The 19,068-nt window shown below is 65.1% G+C and carries 19 protein-coding genes; 4 read left to right on the forward strand and 15 right to left on the reverse strand.

What is annotated here, in order from left to right; genetic code table 11:
• The first annotated feature begins 10 nt into the window (after nucleotides 1-10).
• Nucleotides 11-445, forward strand: coding sequence for a lasso peptide biosynthesis B2 protein (locus FJW03_RS26930; protein ID WP_140764796.1), 435 nt, complete (start codon nucleotides 11-13; stop codon nucleotides 443-445).
• Nucleotides 442-1,428: a serine kinase gene (locus FJW03_RS26935; RefSeq protein WP_140764793.1), complete on the forward strand. Its 987-nt coding sequence runs from the start codon at nucleotides 442-444 to the stop codon at nucleotides 1,426-1,428. Before FJW03_RS26930 ends, FJW03_RS26935 begins: the two co-directional genes overlap by 4 nt.
• 50 nt (nucleotides 1,429-1,478) lie before the next feature.
• Here the strand turns inward: FJW03_RS26935 and FJW03_RS26940 are convergent, their stop codons facing one another.
• From FJW03_RS26940 to FJW03_RS27010, 15 genes are all read right to left on the reverse strand, one after another.
• Nucleotides 1,479-2,507, reverse strand: a complete 1,029-nt coding sequence (locus FJW03_RS26940) for a nucleotidyltransferase family protein (protein WP_181173266.1) — start codon at nucleotides 2,505-2,507, stop codon at nucleotides 1,479-1,481.
• A gap of 70 nt (nucleotides 2,508-2,577) precedes the next feature.
• Entirely contained in the window at nucleotides 2,578-3,564 is a 987-nt protein-coding gene (dhaK, locus tag FJW03_RS26945; RefSeq protein WP_140764787.1) for a dihydroxyacetone kinase subunit DhaK, read from the reverse strand.
• Between the two features lie 32 nt (nucleotides 3,565-3,596).
• Nucleotides 3,597-4,022 (reverse strand): hypothetical protein, encoded by a 426-nt coding sequence (locus FJW03_RS26950; protein WP_140764784.1) that lies wholly within the window; start codon nucleotides 4,020-4,022, stop codon nucleotides 3,597-3,599.
• An 11-nt stretch (nucleotides 4,023-4,033) separates the two neighbouring features.
• Nucleotides 4,034-5,620, reverse strand: coding sequence for a phosphoenolpyruvate--protein phosphotransferase (ptsP, locus tag FJW03_RS26955; protein WP_140764781.1), 1,587 nt, complete (start codon nucleotides 5,618-5,620; stop codon nucleotides 4,034-4,036).
• The gene (locus tag FJW03_RS26960) at nucleotides 5,604-5,906 is read right to left on the reverse strand and encodes an HPr family phosphocarrier protein (protein WP_140764778.1); all 303 of its coding nucleotides are present in this window, start codon (nucleotides 5,904-5,906) and stop codon (nucleotides 5,604-5,606) included. Before FJW03_RS26960 ends, ptsP begins: the two co-directional genes overlap by 17 nt.
• Before the next feature lie 21 nt (nucleotides 5,907-5,927).
• Nucleotides 5,928-6,317: a dihydroxyacetone kinase phosphoryl donor subunit DhaM gene (gene dhaM / locus FJW03_RS26965; RefSeq protein ID WP_140606835.1), complete on the reverse strand. Its 390-nt coding sequence runs from the start codon at nucleotides 6,315-6,317 to the stop codon at nucleotides 5,928-5,930.
• Complete coding sequence (dhaL, locus tag FJW03_RS26970) at nucleotides 6,317-6,919, reverse strand: dihydroxyacetone kinase subunit DhaL (RefSeq protein ID WP_140764775.1); 603 nt, start codon at nucleotides 6,917-6,919, stop codon at nucleotides 6,317-6,319. The genes dhaM and dhaL overlap by 1 nt, the downstream gene beginning before the upstream one ends.
• Before the next feature lie 72 nt (nucleotides 6,920-6,991).
• Nucleotides 6,992-8,635, reverse strand: coding sequence for a dihydroxyacetone kinase subunit DhaK (locus tag FJW03_RS26975; protein WP_140764772.1), 1,644 nt, complete (start codon nucleotides 8,633-8,635; stop codon nucleotides 6,992-6,994).
• A 72-nt stretch (nucleotides 8,636-8,707) separates the two neighbouring features.
• Nucleotides 8,708-9,721 (reverse strand): ABC transporter ATP-binding protein, encoded by a 1,014-nt coding sequence (locus tag FJW03_RS26980; RefSeq protein WP_140764769.1) that lies wholly within the window; start codon nucleotides 9,719-9,721, stop codon nucleotides 8,708-8,710.
• Nucleotides 9,714-10,826, reverse strand: coding sequence for an ABC transporter ATP-binding protein (locus FJW03_RS26985; protein ID WP_140764766.1), 1,113 nt, complete (start codon nucleotides 10,824-10,826; stop codon nucleotides 9,714-9,716). The genes FJW03_RS26980 and FJW03_RS26985 overlap by 8 nt, the downstream gene beginning before the upstream one ends.
• Nucleotides 10,827-10,828: 2 nt before the next feature.
• Nucleotides 10,829-11,035 (reverse strand): hypothetical protein, encoded by a 207-nt coding sequence (locus FJW03_RS26990; RefSeq protein ID WP_140606840.1) that lies wholly within the window; start codon nucleotides 11,033-11,035, stop codon nucleotides 10,829-10,831.
• Nucleotides 11,032-11,982, reverse strand: a complete 951-nt coding sequence (locus tag FJW03_RS26995; RefSeq protein WP_140764763.1) for a carbohydrate ABC transporter permease — start codon at nucleotides 11,980-11,982, stop codon at nucleotides 11,032-11,034. Before FJW03_RS26995 ends, FJW03_RS26990 begins: the two co-directional genes overlap by 4 nt.
• Nucleotides 11,979-12,926 (reverse strand): carbohydrate ABC transporter permease, encoded by a 948-nt coding sequence (locus FJW03_RS27000; protein ID WP_140764972.1) that lies wholly within the window; start codon nucleotides 12,924-12,926, stop codon nucleotides 11,979-11,981. Before FJW03_RS27000 ends, FJW03_RS26995 begins: the two co-directional genes overlap by 4 nt.
• Before the next feature lie 214 nt (nucleotides 12,927-13,140).
• The gene (locus tag FJW03_RS27005) at nucleotides 13,141-14,472 is read right to left on the reverse strand and encodes an ABC transporter substrate-binding protein (protein WP_140764760.1); all 1,332 of its coding nucleotides are present in this window, start codon (nucleotides 14,470-14,472) and stop codon (nucleotides 13,141-13,143) included.
• A 230-nt stretch (nucleotides 14,473-14,702) separates the two neighbouring features.
• Nucleotides 14,703-15,401: a PIG-L deacetylase family protein gene (locus tag FJW03_RS27010; protein WP_140764757.1), complete on the reverse strand. Its 699-nt coding sequence runs from the start codon at nucleotides 15,399-15,401 to the stop codon at nucleotides 14,703-14,705.
• Between the two features lie 25 nt (nucleotides 15,402-15,426).
• Between FJW03_RS27010 and FJW03_RS27015 the strand changes: the two genes are divergently transcribed.
• Nucleotides 15,427-16,317: a DMT family transporter gene (locus tag FJW03_RS27015; RefSeq protein ID WP_140764755.1), complete on the forward strand. Its 891-nt coding sequence runs from the start codon at nucleotides 15,427-15,429 to the stop codon at nucleotides 16,315-16,317.
• Between the two features lie 47 nt (nucleotides 16,318-16,364).
• Nucleotides 16,365-18,980, forward strand: a complete 2,616-nt coding sequence (hrpB, locus tag FJW03_RS27020) for an ATP-dependent helicase HrpB (RefSeq protein WP_140764752.1) — start codon at nucleotides 16,365-16,367, stop codon at nucleotides 18,978-18,980.
• Nucleotides 18,981-19,068: the final 88 nt, after the last annotated feature.

Consider the following 19,068-nt stretch of genomic DNA (forward strand, 5'->3'; position numbering starts at 1 on the left):
GACACACCTGATGGCCGACGGTCCGCTCCTGCGTGCTTTGTTTCGCTGCCATCTCTGGGCAAGCGCGCGGCTGATGCCGGTCCTCATCGCCAACCGCAGTTTCGAGGAGGTGCTAAAATGGGCGCCGCTCGCCTCGCCGACACCCTATCGCGGCCTGCCGGCCGCCTACATCGTCGCCCGCGTCAACCGCACCGTGCGCCATCCCTGGCTGATGCGCGACCGCAGATGCCTGCGCGAGGGCCTGCTTGGCCATCGTTTCCTGCGCCTTGCCGGCTTCGATCCGGAGCTGCGTTTCGGCGTCGATCCGAAGTCGCTGAAGGCGCAGCACTTGTCGGCGCATTGCTGGGTCTGCCTCGATGGCAAACCGGTTGTCAGTGACAGCCTTCCCGGCATGGTCGAGATCTATCGCCACCATGCCGATGGCACAAGGGTGCGTCCCGCTTGACCAGACTTTTTGCATGCTACGGCCTCAACGGCCAGGTTCTCGGCATATCGGCCGACCGGCCCGAATTGGGGCGGGACTTCGACAGAATGCTCGCCAGCCTGCGCGTAGCAGATTCCGTCGAGCCGGATTTTCGCCTCGATATTGCCGAGACGGACGTTCTGGAGGAAGAGCCGGTCGGGTCGCTCGTCTTTGAAGGCGAGATACCGGAAGACGGCTATTGCCGGATGGTGGCCGATGGCTCGACGGTCCATCTCGTCTTTCCAGGACGCCAGACTGTGGCGATGAATGATGAGGAGGGCTGGGCGAAACTCCGGGTGCGCCCCGGCACGAAAGCGGCCTGGACACCGTCGATGCTGGTGCTGGACGCCGCGCTCGACGCTGGCGGCCAGCATATGCTGCACACCGCCGGCCTGACGCTGCCCGATCGTGACGCTGTCGTGCTGATCCACGCGCCGAGCGGCACGGGCAAGACCACCACGTCACTGGCGCTGGCCACGCAGGGCTTCGGCCTCTGCTCCGACGACGCCATGATCCTGAACGTCGCTTCGGTCAGGCCTGTGGCCTGGGGTTTGCCGCGCCCCGTCAAGATCCACCAGAAGACCGCCGAAATGATCCCGCTTGTGTCGCCATGCCTTGGTCCGTCATGGGACCGCAACGGCGAAAAGGCCGTCTCGCTGGAGCGGTTGAGCGGGATCATACGAATCGAAAGTCCGGCCGCCAGGCCGGTGGCGGCCCTTTTCCACCTGGCGCGGTCCATCGACAGTGAAACGCGGCTCGTGCCCATGGCCCGGACCGACGCGATGGTGGTACTGGCGATGGACAATGTCCGCACCGGCATGACCGGCCTGTTGCCGTTGCAGAAGCGCCGGCTGGCGACGATCGGCAAGCTGGTCTCCTCGGTGCCGACCTTCACCCTGGAAGTCGGCGCACGCCCTGCCGACGCGGCGGCGCTGATCAACGCGACGCTGACCTCAACCGATTGACGGCCATTCAGCGGCGGAAGACTTCTTGTCTTGATGCAACGGAAGACGCTTCACGCTTTTCCTGGAACCGCCCTGGCCTTAGCCAGCCGCTGGATCCAGCGAAAGGCGTCGCGGCGCAGGCGTGAGCCGATCTTTTCCCGGGAATTCACCCTGAGCAGCGTGTTGGTCGTGATCAGCCGCCCGGCCAGCCGTATCGAGAGGTCGGGCTTGATCCGCCCGGCGAGTTCAAGCGCGCGGGCTTCGCCGAACAATCGGCCGGTGACGTCGAGCACGATCGCCAGTTCGAGTTCGATGCCGGTCGTGCGCGCCGCTTCCAGCAGGCGGGTTTCCGATTCGGGCGAGCCCAGCGCCCGCACACCTTGCAGCACGTCGACACAAAGCTGCAGCCGGTGGAATTTGTGGCCGCCGGCGGCATGCACGATGGCGATCGTCAAAAGGGCTGCCGGCGTGTCCTTCGCCCCGCCGTCGATGGTGCCCAATTCGCGGAAGCCCAGCGACAGGCGCCGCCGCATGCCGGTGTCGTGCACAAGGTCGCCATGCAGTTCGATCAGCAGGCTGGAATTCCCCTTTTCCAGCCATTTGAACTCCTGCAACTGGTAGGATTCGGCTTCGTCGCTGCCAAGCTCGAAGCCGCTGGCCGCGATCACCTGGTTTGCCCGCGCAAGGTTGCCGGGCTCGACGAGAATGTCGATGTCGGTGAACGGCCGGTCGGATATGTTGCGGTAGAGTTTTCGCGCGAAGACCGGCCCCTTGACGATCCGCGCCGGAATGCCTTCCGCCGCCAACCCCTTCATGATGCGGTCGCCATGGTACTGCAGCAGCATCGACTGGCCGGTGGCAATCGTTGCCTGATCACGCAGCCCCGACAGCTTCAGCTGCAAGGCAGGGTCATCAGGCAAATGGACGTCGCCACGTTCCCTCAGCTTGCGCAGCATGATCGGCAGAACGCCGTGGAATTCAGCATTGTCGAGCAGTGCCGACAGAGCTTTTGCCGACAGATTATCGTCGACCGCCGTGGACTCCGGATCGGCGAAGCGCAGCAACAGTTTTTCGTCGGCGGGTGTCAGGGGTGGCAGCATCAAGCCGGACAATATTGCAGATAATTGGGTTGTGCACGATGGTCGCAGAAATGCATGTCTGAGGCCAGTCTTACATGCCCCAGCGCAGCGCCGCCGTATGGACGGGCGCGTCCCACCAGCCTGTCATCTCATCATCGAGCATGGTCAGCGTGATCGAGCAGCCGGCCATGTCGAGCGAGGTGACATAGCTGCCGACCAACGAGCGGGTTATCGTGACGCCGTGGCTCTCGAATATCCGGCGCGCGCTGTTGTACATCAGATAGAGTTCCATCAGCGGCGTGCCGCCGAAGCCGTTGATAAACAGCAGCGCCGGACCTTTGCCCCTGTCGCCGAGATCGCCCAGAATAGCGGCGCAGATTTCCTCGGCGATCGCATCGGCGCTTTTCAACTTGTCGCGTCGCCGGCCGGGCTCGCCATGGATGCCGACGCCGAACTCCATCTCGCCATCGCCGATGTCGAAGGTCGGCTTGCCCGCGGCCGGCACCGTGCCACTGGTGAGCGCCACGCCCATCGAGCGGGTCGCGGCATTGACGCGCTCGCCCAGCGTCTTCAGCACCGGGAGGGCCAGGCCATGCTCGGCGGCCGCGCCGACGATCTTTTCCACCACCAGCGTGCCGGCGACGCCGCGCCGGCCGGTCGTGTAGGATGAATTCTCGACGGCCACGTCGTCATTGGTCACCACCTGCAGGACGCCTTCCGACATTTCGGCCGCCATGTCGAAGTTCATCACGTCGCCCTCATAATTCTTGACGATGAATAGGCAGCCGGCGCTGGTGTCGACGGCCTGCGCCGCCGCCAGCATCTGGTCCGGCGTCGGCGAGGTGAACACCTGGCCGGGGCAGGCGGCATCCAGCATGCCATGGCCGACAAAGCCGCCATGCAGCGGCTCGTGGCCCGAGCCACCTCCGGAGATCAGCGCCACCTTGCCTGGCCGCAAGCTCCGACGGCGGATGAATTTGTGCTCCTCGCCAAGCACCAGTATATCGGCATGGGCGGCCGCGAAACCGTCGAGGCTCTCGGTCAGCACCGTGTCCACCGCGTTCATAAATTTCTTCATGGCGTCCTCCCAAACAGCCCGGCAAGAAACGGTCAGCCGCCGCCCTTGCCGGCGATGCTGGTGATCTTCTGGATGAATTCGTTGATCGCCCGGTCGAGCGCCGCGTTCTGCTTGTCGTCGCCGAAATCGGGCACGACGAGCGACACATGCCGTGTCTTGCGCATGCCCGCCGCGATCGACATCTTTCCCGGATGTGCCTGATGGTAGGCGGCAAGGAACTGATCGCGCTCGGCTGGGCTGAAATGGCAGACGGAAAAGATCGAAGGCAGATGCTTTGAGGGGATGGGGACCGAATAGGCCGGGCTCGAAATCTGCGTGACGAAGCTGCGGTGCTTGCCAAGCGCGTCGGCAAGGCGCTGGCGCATGCCGGACGGGCGCTGGTCGATGACCTGCGACAGGATTGTCTTGTAGGCGCGGATCGCCTCTTCGGAACCGGGTTCGGGTGTGTTGTCGACCATGCCAGCCGCGCCTAGACCGAAATGTCCGATATGGCCGCCTTGGCCATGGCGAGTTGCGCCGGCGCGACGGAAAGGTCGCGCAGGCCGGCTTCCAGCAGCGATGGGATCGACGCCGGATCGCCACCGGCATCGCCGCACAGGCTGACGGGAATGCCGTTTTCCCGTCCGAAGGCCGTGACAGAGCCGATCAGCCGCAGGACGGCAGGATGACGAACGGAATTGAGATGCGCGACCGCTGCATTGTCGCGCGCCGCCGCCATAACATATTGGGTCAGGTCGTTGGAGCCGATCGAGAAGAAGGCGACGCCGGCAAAGGCCTCCGGCGCAATCGCCACCGACGGCACTTCGACCATGATGCCGAGCGGCGGTATCTGCTGCGTGACGCCGCGCGCGGCAAGCGCCGCCTGTTCTTCGGCGAACAAGGCAGCCGCGCGTTCATACTCCTCGGCCATGGCGATCATCGGAAACATGACCCTGAGATTGCCGTGCGGCGCGGCGCGCAGCAATGCCCTGATTTGAACACGGAATATGTCGAGCCGCGCCAGCGACAGCCTGATCCCGCGCAGGCCAAGGAACGGATTGCCTTCCTCGACGGTGAAGCCCGGCACCGGCTTGTCGCCGCCGGCATCGACGGTGCGGATCGTCACAGGTTTTTCCCCGGCCCATTCCAGCACCTTGCGGTAGGCGCGGTATTGCGTCGCCTCATCCGGCAAGGTCTTGCCGAACAGGAATTCGGTGCGCATCAGTCCGACACCGTCACAGGTCGCGATGTCGATGGCGTCGACATCGGATGGGCCGGCGATGTTGACCTGCACGCGCACCGCCGTCCCGTCCTTGGTTACCGCCGGCCGTGCCAGGAAGGTCCGTGCCTTGCCTTCGCGAATCGTGAAGGAAGAGGACAATTGCCGGAAGGAGGCGACCTCCGCCGGCGAGGGCGCCAGCACGATGCTGCCGTGCTCGGCGTCGAGCAGAGCGAGGCCTGCCAGATTGGCCTCCAATTGGCGCAGCCCAACCACCATCGGCACGCCGCGCGATCGCGCCAGCATGGCGACATGGCTGGCGGTGCTGCCCGCCTTCAGCGCGATGCCGCCGCCGTGCGTCCAGTCGGTTTCGAGAAAACGCGTCGGGGCGATGTCGTCGCCGAACAGGATGGCGCCCGAAGGCGCGGCGCGGCCTCCGTCCTCGGTCAGGGCACGCAGCACCTGGTCCCTGATATCGCGCAGGTCCGCGGCGCGGGCGCGGAAATAGCCCTGGTCGGAGGCTTCGTAGCTGGCGATCTCGCTATCGAGTGCCTGCCGCCAGGCCGTGTCGGCGGTCCGTCCGGAAACGATCGACGCGAAGGCCGGTTCGCTCAGCGCGTCGTCCTCCAGCATGGCGATGTGGAATTCGAGTATGCCGGCGGCATCGCTGTCTGCGGCTTCGATCATGGCGGCAAGCCGTTTCACCGCCTTATCGATCGCGGCTGTCAGCGACGCCTTCTCTTCCGCCGCAGTGGCTTTGCTTGCGTAGACGGCCGATGGCCGGTCGAGGTCGAACAGCGGCCCCTCGGCATAGCCGGCCGAGGCGGAAATGCCTTGGAGCCTAAGCGGTGCGGGCATGGTCCGCGCCTTCGTCGAAGTCGCGCCGCACCAGATCGACCAGCGCATCGACGGCATCGATGGCGCCATCACCCCTGGCCCTGATGTGCAGCAACGTGCCCTTCGGCGCCTTGGCCGCCATCACCTTGACGATGCTCTTGGCGTCGAACCACGGCCCGTTGGCGGCAAGCGCGATCTCGACATCGGCGGCAAAGGTCTTGGCCAGCTTGGTGAACTTCACCGAAGGGCGCGCATGCAGACCCACCGCATGGGTGATCAGGACGGTCGCTTCGGCGGCTGCGGACATATGTTCAACGTTCCTGTTCACTCACGACGGCGACAATTCATGCGCCGTCGCCACCACCTCTTTCAGCGAGGCGCCGCCGGATGCCTCGGTCGCGGCCATCACCGCCCCCTCGACGATCGGTGCGTTGCAGACGACGATCTTGTGCGCACGCGGCTCGCCGATCATCTCGACCGCCATTTCACTGTTGGTCTCGGCGCCGCCGAGATCGACGAGAATGGCGACGCCGGCTTCCGACCAGGCTTTGTCGATGGCGCCCATGATCGCCTCGACATTGGTGCCGAGCCCGCCATGGCCGTTTCCGCCGCACCATGCAAGCGGCACTTCGTCGCCCACCATCTGGCGTACCATGTCGGCCGTGCCCTCCGCGACCAGCGGCGAATGCGACACGATCACGATCCCGACATTGCTCATCAGGCAACCTCCCCGATGGTTTCCGCCACCGTACGCACCAGCAGCGCGGTCGAGCGCGCGCCGGCATCCATATGGCCGATCGAGCGGTCGCCGAGGAACGAGGCGCGGCCGCGCAACGCTTTCATAGGTACGGTCGCCTTGGCGGCGATGTCGGCGATGTCGGCTATTTCCGCCGCCGTCTTTCCCTCGGCCAAGGCCTGATGCACCGGCTGCAGCACATCGAGCATGGTTTTCTGGCCAACTTGAGATTTGCCGCGCGCGGCCACCGCCTCGATCGCCTTGCCGAAGGCCACCGTCAAATTGGCGCGATCGGAGTCGGCCGAAATCTCCTTGCCGAGCGCCATGAACAATGTGCCGAAGAGCGGGCCGGAGGCCCCGCCCACTGTCATCACCAGCTTGGTGCCGATCGCCTTCAGCGCGTCGGGCAGCGGCTTGGCCGCGAACACATCGGCCTCGGCCCGCACGGCCTCGAAGCCGCGTTTCATATTCAGCCCGTGGTCGCCGTCGCCGATCGCCTGGTCGAGCGCCGTCAATTCCTCGGCGTGGGCGGCAATCGCATCCGCGGCGGCCGCGACCAGCCTGGCAAGGTTCAATGCCGTCATATCGGCCAAATTCCCGGTTTGCGCCTTGCCCGCAGTAGCGAAAGAACGGTCATTCGACAACTGGAGCATGCATCAGGCCGTGACAAGCAGCGTGGCGGCGGCCGCGAACGCCTCGGCCACGGCCTGAGCGCCGGGGTCGACCACGCCTTGCAACTTGGTCCCGATATAGGCGGACCGTCCGGCCTTCGCCTTTTCCATGGCCGCCGTGGCCTCGGCACCGCGCCGGGCCGCTGCCGCCGCGCTTCCAAGCCCGCTGCCGTCGAGCGCCTTGAGCGCCGGCTCCAGGGCATCGACCATGGTGCGGTCGCCCGGTTTGGCGCCGCCATAGAAGCTCATCCGCTCGAGCCCGGCAAGCAGCGCCTTGGCTATGTCAGCGCCGCCTTCGAGGGCCTGCGCCACCGCCGTGAAGAAGATCGACAGCAGCACGCCGCTGGAGCCGCCCATCGATGCGCTCAAAATGTCGCCCACCGCGCCGAGCGTCGCCGCGGGGTTGGCGAGCGGCAGCCTATCAAGCCGCTCAAGCACACTGCGCGCGCCGGTCGCCACGGTCGAGCCGGTGTCGCCGTCGCCCGCCTTGGCATCCAGCCCGTTCAATGTCGCTTCGAGCGAGATCAGCCTTTCGCAGACCGCAACGATCAGGCGCTTTGTGCCGGCGTCCTGGCTGGGCAGGTGCGTCGCACTCTGTCCGGATGCTTTCGCCATCGGCACGACAGCAGGTGCGGCGACCGGCTTTGCCGGCATCCAGGCGTGCGGGCCTACCGACGCCAGCAGGGCGGCCTCGCGGGCCGCGTCAAGCCGTATCAGCGACAGCGAGAAGCCGTTCATGTTGAGGGCCGTCATCAGCGGGCCGGGGCCGATTGCCAGCTTGATGGACTTACCGAGCGGCGAGGCAAGCACCGCATTGGCGATCAGCGACATTTCAAGCGGCGGCACCGAGCCGAGATTGTTGATCAGCAAGGCATGGGGAGCACTGGGGTCGAGCCGCGCCGCGAGGGGCTCCGCCATGATTGCCACCAGCCTGTCGGCGCTCTGCACCGCGATGCGTTCGACACCCGGCTCGCCATGGATGCCGAGACCGAGCTCGCCGTCGTTTTCGCCGAACCTGTCTTCATGCGGTTGACCGGGGATGGAGCAGGACGACAGCGACATGCCGAGCGAGACGATGTCCTTCGCGGCCGCGCGTGCCGCTGCCGCGATCGCAGCCAGATCATGGCCGGCCTCCGACAGATGGCCCGAAATCTTGTGCACGAACAGCGTGCCGGCGACGCCGCGCGGCTGGGCGATGTCGGGCAGCGCGATATCGTCGGCGACGATCACCATCTCGACGGCAAAACCTTCGGCGCGCGCCTTCTCGGCGGCCAGGCCGAAATTGAGACGGTCGCCGGTATAGTTCTTGACGATCAGCAGGCAGCCGGCCGGGCCGGTGACTGCGCGGATGGCCGCCAGCACCGCTTCAACGCTCGGCGAGGCAAAGATCTCGCCCGAGACCGCGGCCGTCAGCATGCCCTTGCCGACAAAGCCGGCGTGCGATGGCTCGTGTCCGGCACCGCCGCCGGAGATGACGCTGACCTTCGTCTTGTCCCAGCCGGCGCGCAGGACGACTTTGATCTCGGGGTAGCCGTCGAGGCGTGCGAGGTCGCCCGAGCCGATGGTACGCAACAGGCCGTCCAGCGCCTCGGTGACGATCGTTTCCCTGCGGTTGAAAAAGTGCTTCATCGAATTCGTCCCGTATTCGCAATCGTCCATCGGAAGCCGGCGTCGACCCTTGGCGGGGACGCTCGAAACCGTTCACATCAACCTTTGTCCATCCGCGCCGAAATAGAGCGGCGAGCGGTAGCGGATCACCACCCTGTCGCCTTGGGCCAGATCGGTGTCTGGATCTGTCAGCGTCACCAGCTTCTTCGGCCCCACCGTCACATGCAGATGGTTCTGGTCGCCGAGATGCTCGACCCAGTCGACGACGCCGTCGGCATGGCCATTCACGGCCTTTTCAATCGCCAGATGCTCGGTGCGTGCGCCGATCGTCTTGGCGCCCGCCGGCGCGCCGCCGTCGGGCAACAGCCCCATGGGCAAAAGGTTGATCGCCGGCTGGCCGAGTCGTGCCGCGACATGCAGGTTAGCCGGCTCCGAATAGATCGTCCTTGGCGAACCGATCTGCACCAGCACGCCGTCGGCGAGGATGCCGATGCGGTCGGCCATCGTCATCGCCTCGATCTGGTCGTGGGTGACGTAGAGCATGGTGGCGCCGAGTTCGGACTGGATGCGCTTCAATTCGAGCCGCAGGTCCGCCCGCAGCTTGGCGTCGAGCGACGAAAGCGGCTCGTCCATGAGGTAGATGGCCGGCTTGCGCACCAGCGCGCGGCCGATGGCGACGCGCTGCATTTCACCGCCCGACAATTTGGTCGAGCGGTTGGCGAGCTTGTGATGGATGCGCACCATCTTCGCCACCTCCTCGACCCGCCGGCGTATCTGGTCTTCCGGCATTTTCCGCGCCGGCGAGCGCAGCGGGAAGGCAAGATTGTCGAACACCGACAGATGCGGATAGAGCGAATATTGCTGGAAGACGAAAGCCGTGTCGCGCTCGGCCGGCGACAGCGTCGTGGCCTCGTGGCCGCCGATCTCGATCGTGCCGGCATCCGGCCGTTCCAGCCCCGCGATAAGCCGCAGCGTCGTCGTCTTGCCGGCTCCGGTCGGCCCGAGCAGCACGACGAATTCGCCGTCTGATATATCCAGGCCGAGACCGTTGACGGCGACATGCTCGCCGAAACTCTTGGTCACGTTCTTGACGCGCACATCAGCCATGCTGCGCTCTCCCTTGAGAGGCGGTGTCGTGGATCGCCGTCTTCACGGCGCGGCCGGAGCCCTTGTCGAACAGCGACAGCCGCGCGCTGTTCAGGGCCAGGCCGACATGATCGCCCGCATTCAGCCGGATTTCGGCCGGCACCCGCGCCTTGATGATGCCGTCCGCCGTCTCCACGGCGACGATCTGCGTGGTGCCGAGATATTCGGTGCCGTAGATGGCGCCGCGCAGCTTCGAGGCGTCGTCGAAGCGGATGTGCTCCGGCCGGATGCCAAGCGCCATGTCGGCCGGGGCGATATCCTCGCGCACCTCCGGTACCGCGACCTTTGCGCCTTGCACGACAATTTCCTTCGCGCCCTTGGCAAGCCCGCCGCCGAAGCCCAAGAAGTTCATCGGCGGGGAGCCGATGAAGTCGGCGACGAACATGGTCGCCGGCCGGTCGTAGATTTCGCGTGGGCTCCCGAACTGTTCGATGACGCCATGGTTCATCACAGCGATCTTGTCGGCCATCGACATCGCTTCCATCTGGTCGTGCGTGACATAGACCGTCGTGGCGTGGATGCGGTTGTGCAGTTCGCGCAGTTCATGCACCATCAGGTCGCGGAATTCGGTGTCGAGCGTGCCCAGCGGCTCGTCCATCAGGAAGCACTTTGGCCGCCGCACGATGGCGCGGCCGAGCGCCACGCGCTGGCGGTCGCCGCCGGCAAGACCCGAGACGGATTTGTTGAGCAGATGGTCGATGCGCAGCAGCTTCGCCGTCTCCTCGACCCTTGTGCGGATTTCGGCCGAGGGCATGCCTTGCGCCAAGAGCGGGAAGCCGATGTTATTGCGCACATTCATGTGCGGATAGAGCGCGAACAGCTGGAAGACGAAGGCGATGTCGCGCTCGCGTGCCCTGAGCATGGTGACGTCCTCGCCGTCGAGCAGGATCTGGCCGCCGGTCGGCAGTTCCAGCCCTGCTATCATGCGCAGCGTCGTCGTCTTGCCGCAGCCGGACGGCCCGAGCATGACGAAGAACTCGCCATCCTCGACGACGAAGTTGGAATCCTGCACGGCGACGAAGTCGCCGAAAGCCTTCCTCAGGTGTTGGACGCGGATCTCGGCCATGATTATTCCGGGAATTTCGAGACGACGATGAACATCACGGTGCCAGCAAGCATGGTGATGAAGGAATAGGTGTAGAGCGACAGCGCGAAGGGCTGGAACAGCATCAGGAAGCCGATAGCGATGAGCGCCGTGGCGACGTTTTCCATCACGCCGCGCCTGGCCCAGCGCGGCCAGCGCGATTTGCGTTTTGCGGATTGGGTCATGCTCATTTGCGCACCGCGCCGAAGGTGATGCCGCGCAGCAATTGCTTGCGAAGCAGGATGGTGAAAACCAGGATCGGCACCAGGAAGATCGTCGTGCCCGCCGCAACCGCCGGCCAGTCCTGGCCGCCTTCGCCGATGATGGTCGGGATGAAGGGCGGCGCGGTCTGTGCCGTGCCGGAGGTGAGCAGCGCCGCGAACGCATACTCGTTCCAGGCGAAGATCAGGCAGAAGATCGCGGTGGCCGCAATGCCGGTGGTCGCCTGCGGCAGCACGGTGCGCCAGAAGGCCTGCAGCCGCGTATAGCCGTCGATCATCGCCGCTTCTTCATATTCGCGCGGGATCTCGTCGATGAAGCCTTTCAGCAGCCACACCGCCAGCGAGACGTTGACCGCCGTGTAGAGCAGGATCATGCCGAGCGCGGTGTCCGACAGGCCGAGCTCGCGATACATCAGGTAGATCGGGATGGCGACGGCGATCGGCGGCATGAAGCGCGTCGACAGGATGAAGAACAGGAGGTCGTCGGCAAGCGGCACCTTGAAGCGTGAGAAACCATAGGCCGACAGCGTGCCGAGAAAGACAGCACAGAAGGTCGACCCGAAGGCGATGACCAGCGAATTGACGAAGCGCGGCAGGAAATTCGACGGGCCGGCGATCACCATATTGCGCTTGCGCACCGTCTCGTCGCAGAAGCCGGTCGCCGGTCCCAGCGAGTTGATGTATTCGGGCGTCTGCCTTGTCCGCGTGGTGAACAGGTTGCAGTAGCCTTCGATGCTCGGCTGGAACACGATCTTGGGCGGATAGGCGATCGAATCCGGCGGCGTCTTGAAGCTGGTGGCGAAGATCCACAGCAGCGGCACGATCGAGATCAGCGCGTAGGCGATGATGATCGCGCCTGCGATGCGCTTCGAACCTGCCGAGGGCGCGACGACCGAGTGGGCTGTGGTCAGGCTCATCTCTGCTTCACCTTGTTGAGCGCCTTGACGTAGATGTTGGCGAGGCCGAACACCGCGACGAACAGGATGATGGCGAAGGCCGAGGAATAACCCGTTCGCCAGCTCTCGAAGGCCTGCCGCTTTAGCGTGATCGAGGCGACCTCGGTGGTCGAGCCCGGGCCGCCGCCGGTGAGCAGGTTGACCATGTCGAACATCTTGAAGTTCTCGATGCCGCGAAACAGCACCGCCAGCATGATGAAGGGCAGCGCGATAGGCAGCGTGATCGACCAGAACTGGCGCCAGTTGGAGGCGCGGTCGACCTCGGCCGCCTCATAAATGTATTCGGGGATCGAACGCAGGCCCGCGAGACAGATCAGCATCACGTAGGGCGTCCACATCCAGGTGTCGACGATGATGATCGACCATGGCGCCAGCGACACATTGGAGAGCATCTGGATGCTTGTCGGTGGAATGCCGCTGACGAACGCGATGACATAGGAGAACAGGCCGATCTGCGGCTCATAGAGGAAGCGCCAGAAATTGCCCACCACCGCCGGAGACAGCATCATCGGCACCAGGATCAGCGTCGTCCAGAAGGCGTGGCCGCGGAACTTGCGGTCGATCAGCCAGGCCAGCGTGAAGCCGATCAGCGTCTGCAGCAGGATGGTCCAGAACACGAAATGCGCTGTCGTCTGCATCGCGATCCAGACGTCCCGGTCGCCGAGGATGCGCTGGTAGTTGGCAAAACCGAGATTCTTCACCACCTCGTTCGGCCGGTTGGCGCGGTAATTGGTGAACGAGAGATAGATCGCCCAGAACAGCGGGAAGATGTTGATGGCGAGCAGCAACAGGATCGTCGGCGAGATGAACAGCCAGGCGAGGCCCTTGTCGCTGATGCCCCGGACCTTGCGCGCCAACGGTTCCGGGGTCGCCCGGGCAACGGTCTCCGCGGTCCGATTGAGCATGGTCAGTCCTGCTTCGGTCACTTGGGCGTCTCTGTGATGGAATTTATCTGAACCGCGTCTCGTGCCAAGAGCGGCACGGGACCACGAGCATAATGGCGAAAAGTGTGAAGCGGTCTTGGAACGACATCATGCTCTCTCTTTAGGCCTGGAGGCGGATGATTTCTGGTCTATTCGACCTGAAATCATCCGGCCCTGGGCGTAGCTCGGGAGGAGCTTACATCTTGCCGTCGTCCTGGAAGATCTGCGTCCAGTCCTTGACCAGCCCGTCGAGTGCGTCCTTGGCCGAACCCTGGCCGGCGACGACGTAGTCGTGGAAGCGCTTCTGCGAGGCCTGCAGCAGCGGCGCGTAGCTCGGCTCGGCCCAGAAGTCCTTCACGATGGCCATCGAGTCGAGGAAGGTCTGCGCATAGGGCTGGCTAGACGGGAATTTCGGGTCCTTGACGACCGCGTTGAGGCAGGAATAGCCGCCGAGCGACCACCACTTGGCCTGCACGTCCTTGTTGGCGAACCACTTGATGTATTTCAGCGCCGATTCCTGCTTGTCGGAATAGGACACCACGGAAATGCCCTGGCCGCCGAGCTGGGCAAACTGTGCGCCGCCAGGACCCTTGGGATTGACGAAATAGCCTATTTTGTCGCCGCCGACATTTTCGTCCTTCTGCAGGCCCGGCCAGGTGAAGGCGAAGTTCATGTGCATCGCCACCTGGCCGGATTTGAAGGCATCGACGCCTTCGCCCATGTAGCTGTTCGAGGCGCCCGGAGGGGTGCAGCAGTCGTAAAGCGCCTTGTAGAATTCCAGGCCCTTGATCGCGTCGGGCGAATTGACGAAGCCTTCCATGTCATAGGGCTTCTTCGGGTTCTCGTACTGGAAGCCGTAGCTGTAGAGCACGTCCATGGCGCCCATGGTGATGCCTTCCGAGCCGCGCTCCGTGTAGATCGAGGCGCCATAGACCGTCTTGCCGTCGATCTGCCGCTTCTGGAAGAATTCAGCGATCTGTTTCAGCTGGTCGAAGGTGGCCGGCGGGCCGAGGTCCCAGCCATATTTCTCCTTGAATTCCTTCTGCAATTCGGGCTTCGAGAACCAGTCCTTGCGATAGGTCCAGCCGACGACGTCGCCCATGGCCGGCAGCGCCCAGTAATTGGGCGTGTTCTTCGGCCATTCCGAATAGCCGACGACGGTCGCCGGCACGAAGTCGTCCATGCTGATCTTCTCCTTGTCGAAGAAGTCGTTCAGCTTGACATAGTGGCCGTTCTCGGCCGCGCCGCCGATCCACTGGCTATCGCCGATGATCAGGTCGCACAATTTGCCGTGCGAGTTCAGTTCGTTGAGGAAGCGGTCGGCATAGTTCGTCCATGGCACGAATTCGAATTTCATGCCGATGCCGGTTTCCTTGGTAAAGTCCTTGGAAAGTTCGACCAGCGCGTTTGCCGGGTCCCAGGCGGCCCAGCACAGCGTCAGGTCTTCAGCGTGCGCGGCATTCGAGACAACTGTCGACCCAACCACCGCCGAAGCCAGTCCCAACGCCAGTTTCAAGCTCGATTTCATGCCTTCCTCCCATTTGCGAAACGCGCCCGGATGACGGTTTCAAAAATCCTCAACCCTCTCCTCAGGGGCCCAAAACACGGCGGCGCGGCAGCACTGTCGATGTTTAGTAATTTGTTTAGTGATGCAATTTTTACTAAACAACGCAAGCGAATTCGTCGCTGCGCCGCAACATGACGAAACCGGCGCTTGAAATCGTTGAAAAATGAACGCTGGGTTGCCCCGGCCGCCGCTTAGCCGGTCTCGTTGGCGGCGTCCGGGATTGGCGTCACCGGCCGCAGGGGCGGCGCTGGCGGCAACAAGGCGCGTATGTCGGCGAAGGGAAATCTGGGCTCGAAGCGGAAGGCCTCGGCCAATGAGCCGGGGACGCCGTTGCATTGGCCGGCGCGAAATTCGTTCTGAATGCGCGCTCTGTCGACATATTGCTCCGGCCCCTGCGACCGGTGCGCGCGGATCGCCTGCGTCTTGATATCCCGATAGGCGGAAATGTCGACATAGTGCGTGGGCGCGAATCCGGTGCCGCCCATCGTGTCGGCATGCAGCACGGGGACGGCGAACGAGGCCGCGATGCGCACGCCGTCCGACAGCGCGCGGTGGTCTGCGTGATAGTCGTTGGGCGCATGCGTGACCACGAGATCCGGCCCGGTCTCGCGTAGAAGCGTCTTCAACGCGCCGATGAGCGCGCCGTCGGCCACCAGCTCGCCATCGGGGAAGTCGAGGAAGCGCGGCGTCGCGCCAAGCAGCGCGGCCGCGGTCGTCGCCTCCTCGCGACGGACACGAGCCAGAACCCCGGCATCGCTCTTGCCGCCCCTGGCACCATCCGTGGCCACGGCAAAAGTCAGTTCTGCGCCTTGCGTCGCATAGGCGGCCATCGTACCGAACATGAAGATCTCGATGTCGTCGGGATGCGCACCGAGCGCCAGTATTTTCACGCTACTCTCTCCCGGAAATGAAAACGTGCCGAACGGAATCCTGCTCGCCCTCATCGCCTATGCAAGCTATTCGGGCAGCGATGCCGTTATCAAGAGCCTGGGTGGTCAGTTCACGGTGTTCGAGATCGGCTTCTTCTCGACGCTGTTTGCCGGCTGTTTCCTATTCTTCAGCCGTCCTGCTGACGAACGCTGGCGTGACTTCTGGCGCACAAAGCGTCCATGGGCGGTGCAGGCGCGTGCCTGGGCCGGCATCGCATCGGGTGTGCTCAGCGTCTACGCCTTCACCACCATTCCGCTGGCCGAGACCTATGCGCTGATTTTCCTCGCGCCGCTGTTCGTCACCATTCTCTCGACCGTGATCCTCAAGGAAAAGGTTGGCCCGTGGCGCTGGCTGGCGGTGGTCGCCGGCTTTGCCGGCGTCATGCTGGTGGTGCGGCCGGGTTTCCGCGAATTGCATCTCGGTCACCTCGCGGCGTTCACCATCGCCTTTCTCGCAGCCGCCAGCGTCATCCTGATGCGTTCGCTGGCGCAGCAGGAGAAGCGCACGACCATGCTCGGCGTGCTGGTCGGCTATGGGCTGCTGTTCAACGGTATCGGCGCCGCCACCACCTCCTTCACTCTTCCCGACGGAAGGCAGCTGGTGTGGCTGGTGATGGCAGGCGCTTTCACGGCCTGCGGGCAATTCATGCAGCTTCTGGCCGCCAAATACGCGCCCGCCAACCGGATCGCCCCGACGCATTATTCGCAGATCGTCTGGGCGGTCATCCTCGGCGCGCTGTTCTTCCAGGAATATCCCGACTGGCTGTCGCTGGTTGGTCTGGCGGTGGTCGGCGGTTCCGGTCTGCTGACCATGGTGCGCGAGGAGGTGCGGCTCGGCACCGTGCGTTGGAATCCGTTTTCACGGACCAGGCTATGAGGCCGTACGTATTGCATGGCGACCGCGACCGCTGATATGCGGACGCGATGACGACAAGACCCCTGCCGGAACTTCCGGTCACAGCCGTGCTGCCGGCGCTCAGTGAAGCGCTCGGCAAGGGCAACAGCGCGGTTCTTGTGGCGCCGCCCGGTGCCGGCAAGACGACGCTGGTGCCCTTGGCACTGCTGGATGCCTCTTGGCTTGGCACGGGCAAAATCGTGCTGCTTGAGCCGCGCCGGCTCGCCGCTCGCGCCGCCGCCCGCCGCATGGCCGAGCTGCTGAGCGAGGAGCCCGGCGGCACCGTGGGCTACGCCATGCGCATGGAGAACCGCACTTCGGCCAAGACCAGGATACTGGTCGTCACCGAGGGTGTGCTCGCGCGCATGATCCTCGACGACCCCGAACTGCCCGGCGTCTCGGCTGTCATTTTCGACGAATTCCACGAGCGCTCTCTCGACGGCGATTTCGGTCTGGCGCTGGCGCTCGACGTGCAAGGTGCGCTGCGGCCCGACCTGCGCTTGGTCGTCATGTCGGCAACGCTCGATGGCGCCCGCGTCGCGAAACTCCTGTCGGGCGCGCCGGTGATCGAGAGCGAAGGTCGCGCTTTTCCTGTCGATGTCCGCTACGACGAGCGGCCGGCCGGCGTCCCGGTCGAGGACGCCATGGCCAAGCCGATCCGTGCGGCCCTTGCCGAAGAAAGCGGCAGCGTGCTCGCTTTCCTGCCGGGCCAGCGCGAGATCGAGCGCACCGCCGAACGGCTGGCCGGCAGGGTCGGGGCCGACACCGATATCGTTCCGCTCTACGGCCAGCTCGACGGCAAGGCGCAGGATGCAGCGATCAAGCCGGCGCCGGCAGGCCGCCGCAAGGTGGTGCTGGCGACCTCGATCGCCGAGACCTCCATCACCATCGACGGCGTGCGCGTCGTCATCGATTCCGGCCTGTCGCGGCTGCCGCGCTATGAACCGGCCAGCGGCCTGACCCGGCTGGAGACCGTGCGCGTCAGCAAGGCTTCCGCCGACCAGCGCGCCGGCCGCGCCGGACGCACGCAGGCCGGCGTCGCCATCCGGCTGTGGCGCGCCGAGCAGACGGCGGCGCTTCCCGCCTTCACGCCGCCGGAAATCCTCGAAGCGGACCTATCCGGCCTGCTGCTCGATTGCGCCGCCTTCGGTGTCGCCGATCCGGCCGGGCTCGCCTTTCTCGATCCGCCGCCGGCACCGGCGCTCAACGAGGCAAGGACGCTGCTGCGCGCGCTCCACGCCATCGACGAGACCGGGCGCCTGACCGAAGCGGGCGCTTCCATGCGCAAGCTCGCTCTGCCCGTGCGGCTGGCCCATATGGTCGCCGAAGCAGCCAGGAACGGACACGCCGATGAGGCGGCCATGCTCGCGGTGTTGCTCACCGAACGCGGCCTTGGCGGGGACGGCGCCGATCTAGAACGGCGGCTGATGCGCTTTCGCCGGGAAAGATCGCCGCGCGCCACCGCCGCGCGGCAACTGGCCGAGAGGCTGGCGAAGCAGGCCTTACCCTCCCCCTCGAGGGGAGGGTCGGCGACCGAGCTGAGCGCAGCGAAGCGGGAGAGACGGGGTGGGGTCGGTTCGGGCACGCGACCCATCCCTCCACCCCACGGTGCTTCGGGGGTCGACACACCGGGGCGAGCCACAGGTCTCGCCCGTCCCTTGGACCCCCTCAAGGAGGGGGATGTGGCCGCCGGTCCCATCCTCATCCACGCCTGGCCGGACCGCGTCGCCAAGGCGCGCGGCGAGCGCGGCCGCTTCGTGTTGGCCAATGGCTCCGGCGCCATGCTCGATGCCGCCGACCCCCTGGCCGGCGAGCCGTTTCTGGTCGTCGCCGATCTGCAGGGCAAGGCGCAGAATGCGCGCGTCGCGGCGGCGGCGGCAATAAATGAGGAGGATATCCGCGCCACGCTGGCCGACCGGATCGAGACGCGCAAGCAAACGAGCTTCGACCGCGAGCGCCGCGCCGTGCGCGTGCGCGAAACGGTGCGCCTCGGCGCCATCACGCTCGCCGAGCGCATGCTGCCGGCGCCGGCCGGTGCCGAGGCCGACCACGCCATCGTTGACGCGGTGCGTGAGCACGGGCTGTCGCTGCTGAGCTGGAGCAAGGAGGCCGAGACGCTGCGCCAGCGCCTCTCCTGGTTGCATCGCGGCCTCGGCTCGCCCTGGCCGGACATGTCGGACGCAGCACTTCTCGAACGCCTCGACGACTGGCTGCTGCCCTTCCTGTCGGGGGCCGCATCCCTGGCCGCCGTCGACCCCGGCGTTGTCCCGGCGGGCCTGACCTCGCTCGTGCCGCATGACCTGCAGCGCAAGGTCGATGCGCTGGCGCCGACCCATTTCGACGCCCCGTCGGGCAGTCACGTGCCGATCCGTTATGACGGCGAATGGCCGGTGCTGGCGGTTCGCGTGCAGGAACTGTTCGGCCTCGACCGCCATCCCTCCATCGCCAACGGCACCGTGCCGCTGACGCTCGAACTTCTGTCGCCGGCGCATCGGCCGATCCAGACGACCCGCGACCTGCCCGGCTTCTGGCGCGGCTCCTGGGCCGATGTGCGCGCCGACATGCGCGGCCGCTACCCCAAGCATGTCTGGCCGGAAAATCCGCTGCTCGCCACCGCCACCGCCCGCGCCAAGCCACGAGCATGATCCCAAAAAGTGAAACCGGTTTTTGAGACAAGATCATGGTCAACAAGGAGTAGAGCTTCAATCCGACCCCATCGGACTGGAGCGGACC

The organism is Mesorhizobium sp. B4-1-4 (assembly GCF_006439395.2).
Taxonomy (GTDB): domain Bacteria; phylum Pseudomonadota; class Alphaproteobacteria; order Rhizobiales; family Rhizobiaceae; genus Mesorhizobium.

Coding starts and splice junctions, on each gene's coding strand:
- FJW03_RS26930 (WP_140764796.1), top strand. CDS start 11: ATGGCCGACGGTCCGCTCCTGCGTGCTTTGTTTCGCTGCCATCTCTGG.
- FJW03_RS26940 (WP_181173266.1), bottom strand. CDS start 2,507: ATGCTGCCACCCCTGACACCCGCCGACGAAAAACTGTTGCTGCGCTTC.
- dhaK (WP_140764787.1), bottom strand. CDS start 3,564: ATGAAGAAATTTATGAACGCGGTGGACACGGTGCTGACCGAGAGCCTC.
- FJW03_RS26950 (WP_140764784.1), bottom strand. CDS start 4,022: ATGGTCGACAACACACCCGAACCCGGTTCCGAAGAGGCGATCCGCGCC.
- ptsP (WP_140764781.1), bottom strand. CDS start 5,620: ATGCCCGCACCGCTTAGGCTCCAAGGCATTTCCGCCTCGGCCGGCTAT.
- FJW03_RS26960 (WP_140764778.1), bottom strand. CDS start 5,906: ATGTCCGCAGCCGCCGAAGCGACCGTCCTGATCACCCATGCGGTGGGT.
- dhaM (WP_140606835.1), bottom strand. CDS start 6,317: ATGAGCAATGTCGGGATCGTGATCGTGTCGCATTCGCCGCTGGTCGCG.
- dhaL (WP_140764775.1), bottom strand. CDS start 6,919: ATGACGGCATTGAACCTTGCCAGGCTGGTCGCGGCCGCCGCGGATGCG.
- FJW03_RS26975 (WP_140764772.1), bottom strand. CDS start 8,635: ATGAAGCACTTTTTCAACCGCAGGGAAACGATCGTCACCGAGGCGCTG.
- FJW03_RS26980 (WP_140764769.1), bottom strand. CDS start 9,721: ATGGCTGATGTGCGCGTCAAGAACGTGACCAAGAGTTTCGGCGAGCAT.
- FJW03_RS26985 (WP_140764766.1), bottom strand. CDS start 10,826: ATGGCCGAGATCCGCGTCCAACACCTGAGGAAGGCTTTCGGCGACTTC.
- FJW03_RS26990 (WP_140606840.1), bottom strand. CDS start 11,035: ATGAGCATGACCCAATCCGCAAAACGCAAATCGCGCTGGCCGCGCTGG.
- FJW03_RS26995 (WP_140764763.1), bottom strand. CDS start 11,982: ATGAGCCTGACCACAGCCCACTCGGTCGTCGCGCCCTCGGCAGGTTCG.
- FJW03_RS27000 (WP_140764972.1), bottom strand. CDS start 12,926: ATGCTCAATCGGACCGCGGAGACCGTTGCCCGGGCGACCCCGGAACCG.
- FJW03_RS27005 (WP_140764760.1), bottom strand. CDS start 14,472: ATGAAATCGAGCTTGAAACTGGCGTTGGGACTGGCTTCGGCGGTGGTT.
- hrpB (WP_140764752.1), top strand. CDS start 16,365: ATGACGACAAGACCCCTGCCGGAACTTCCGGTCACAGCCGTGCTGCCG.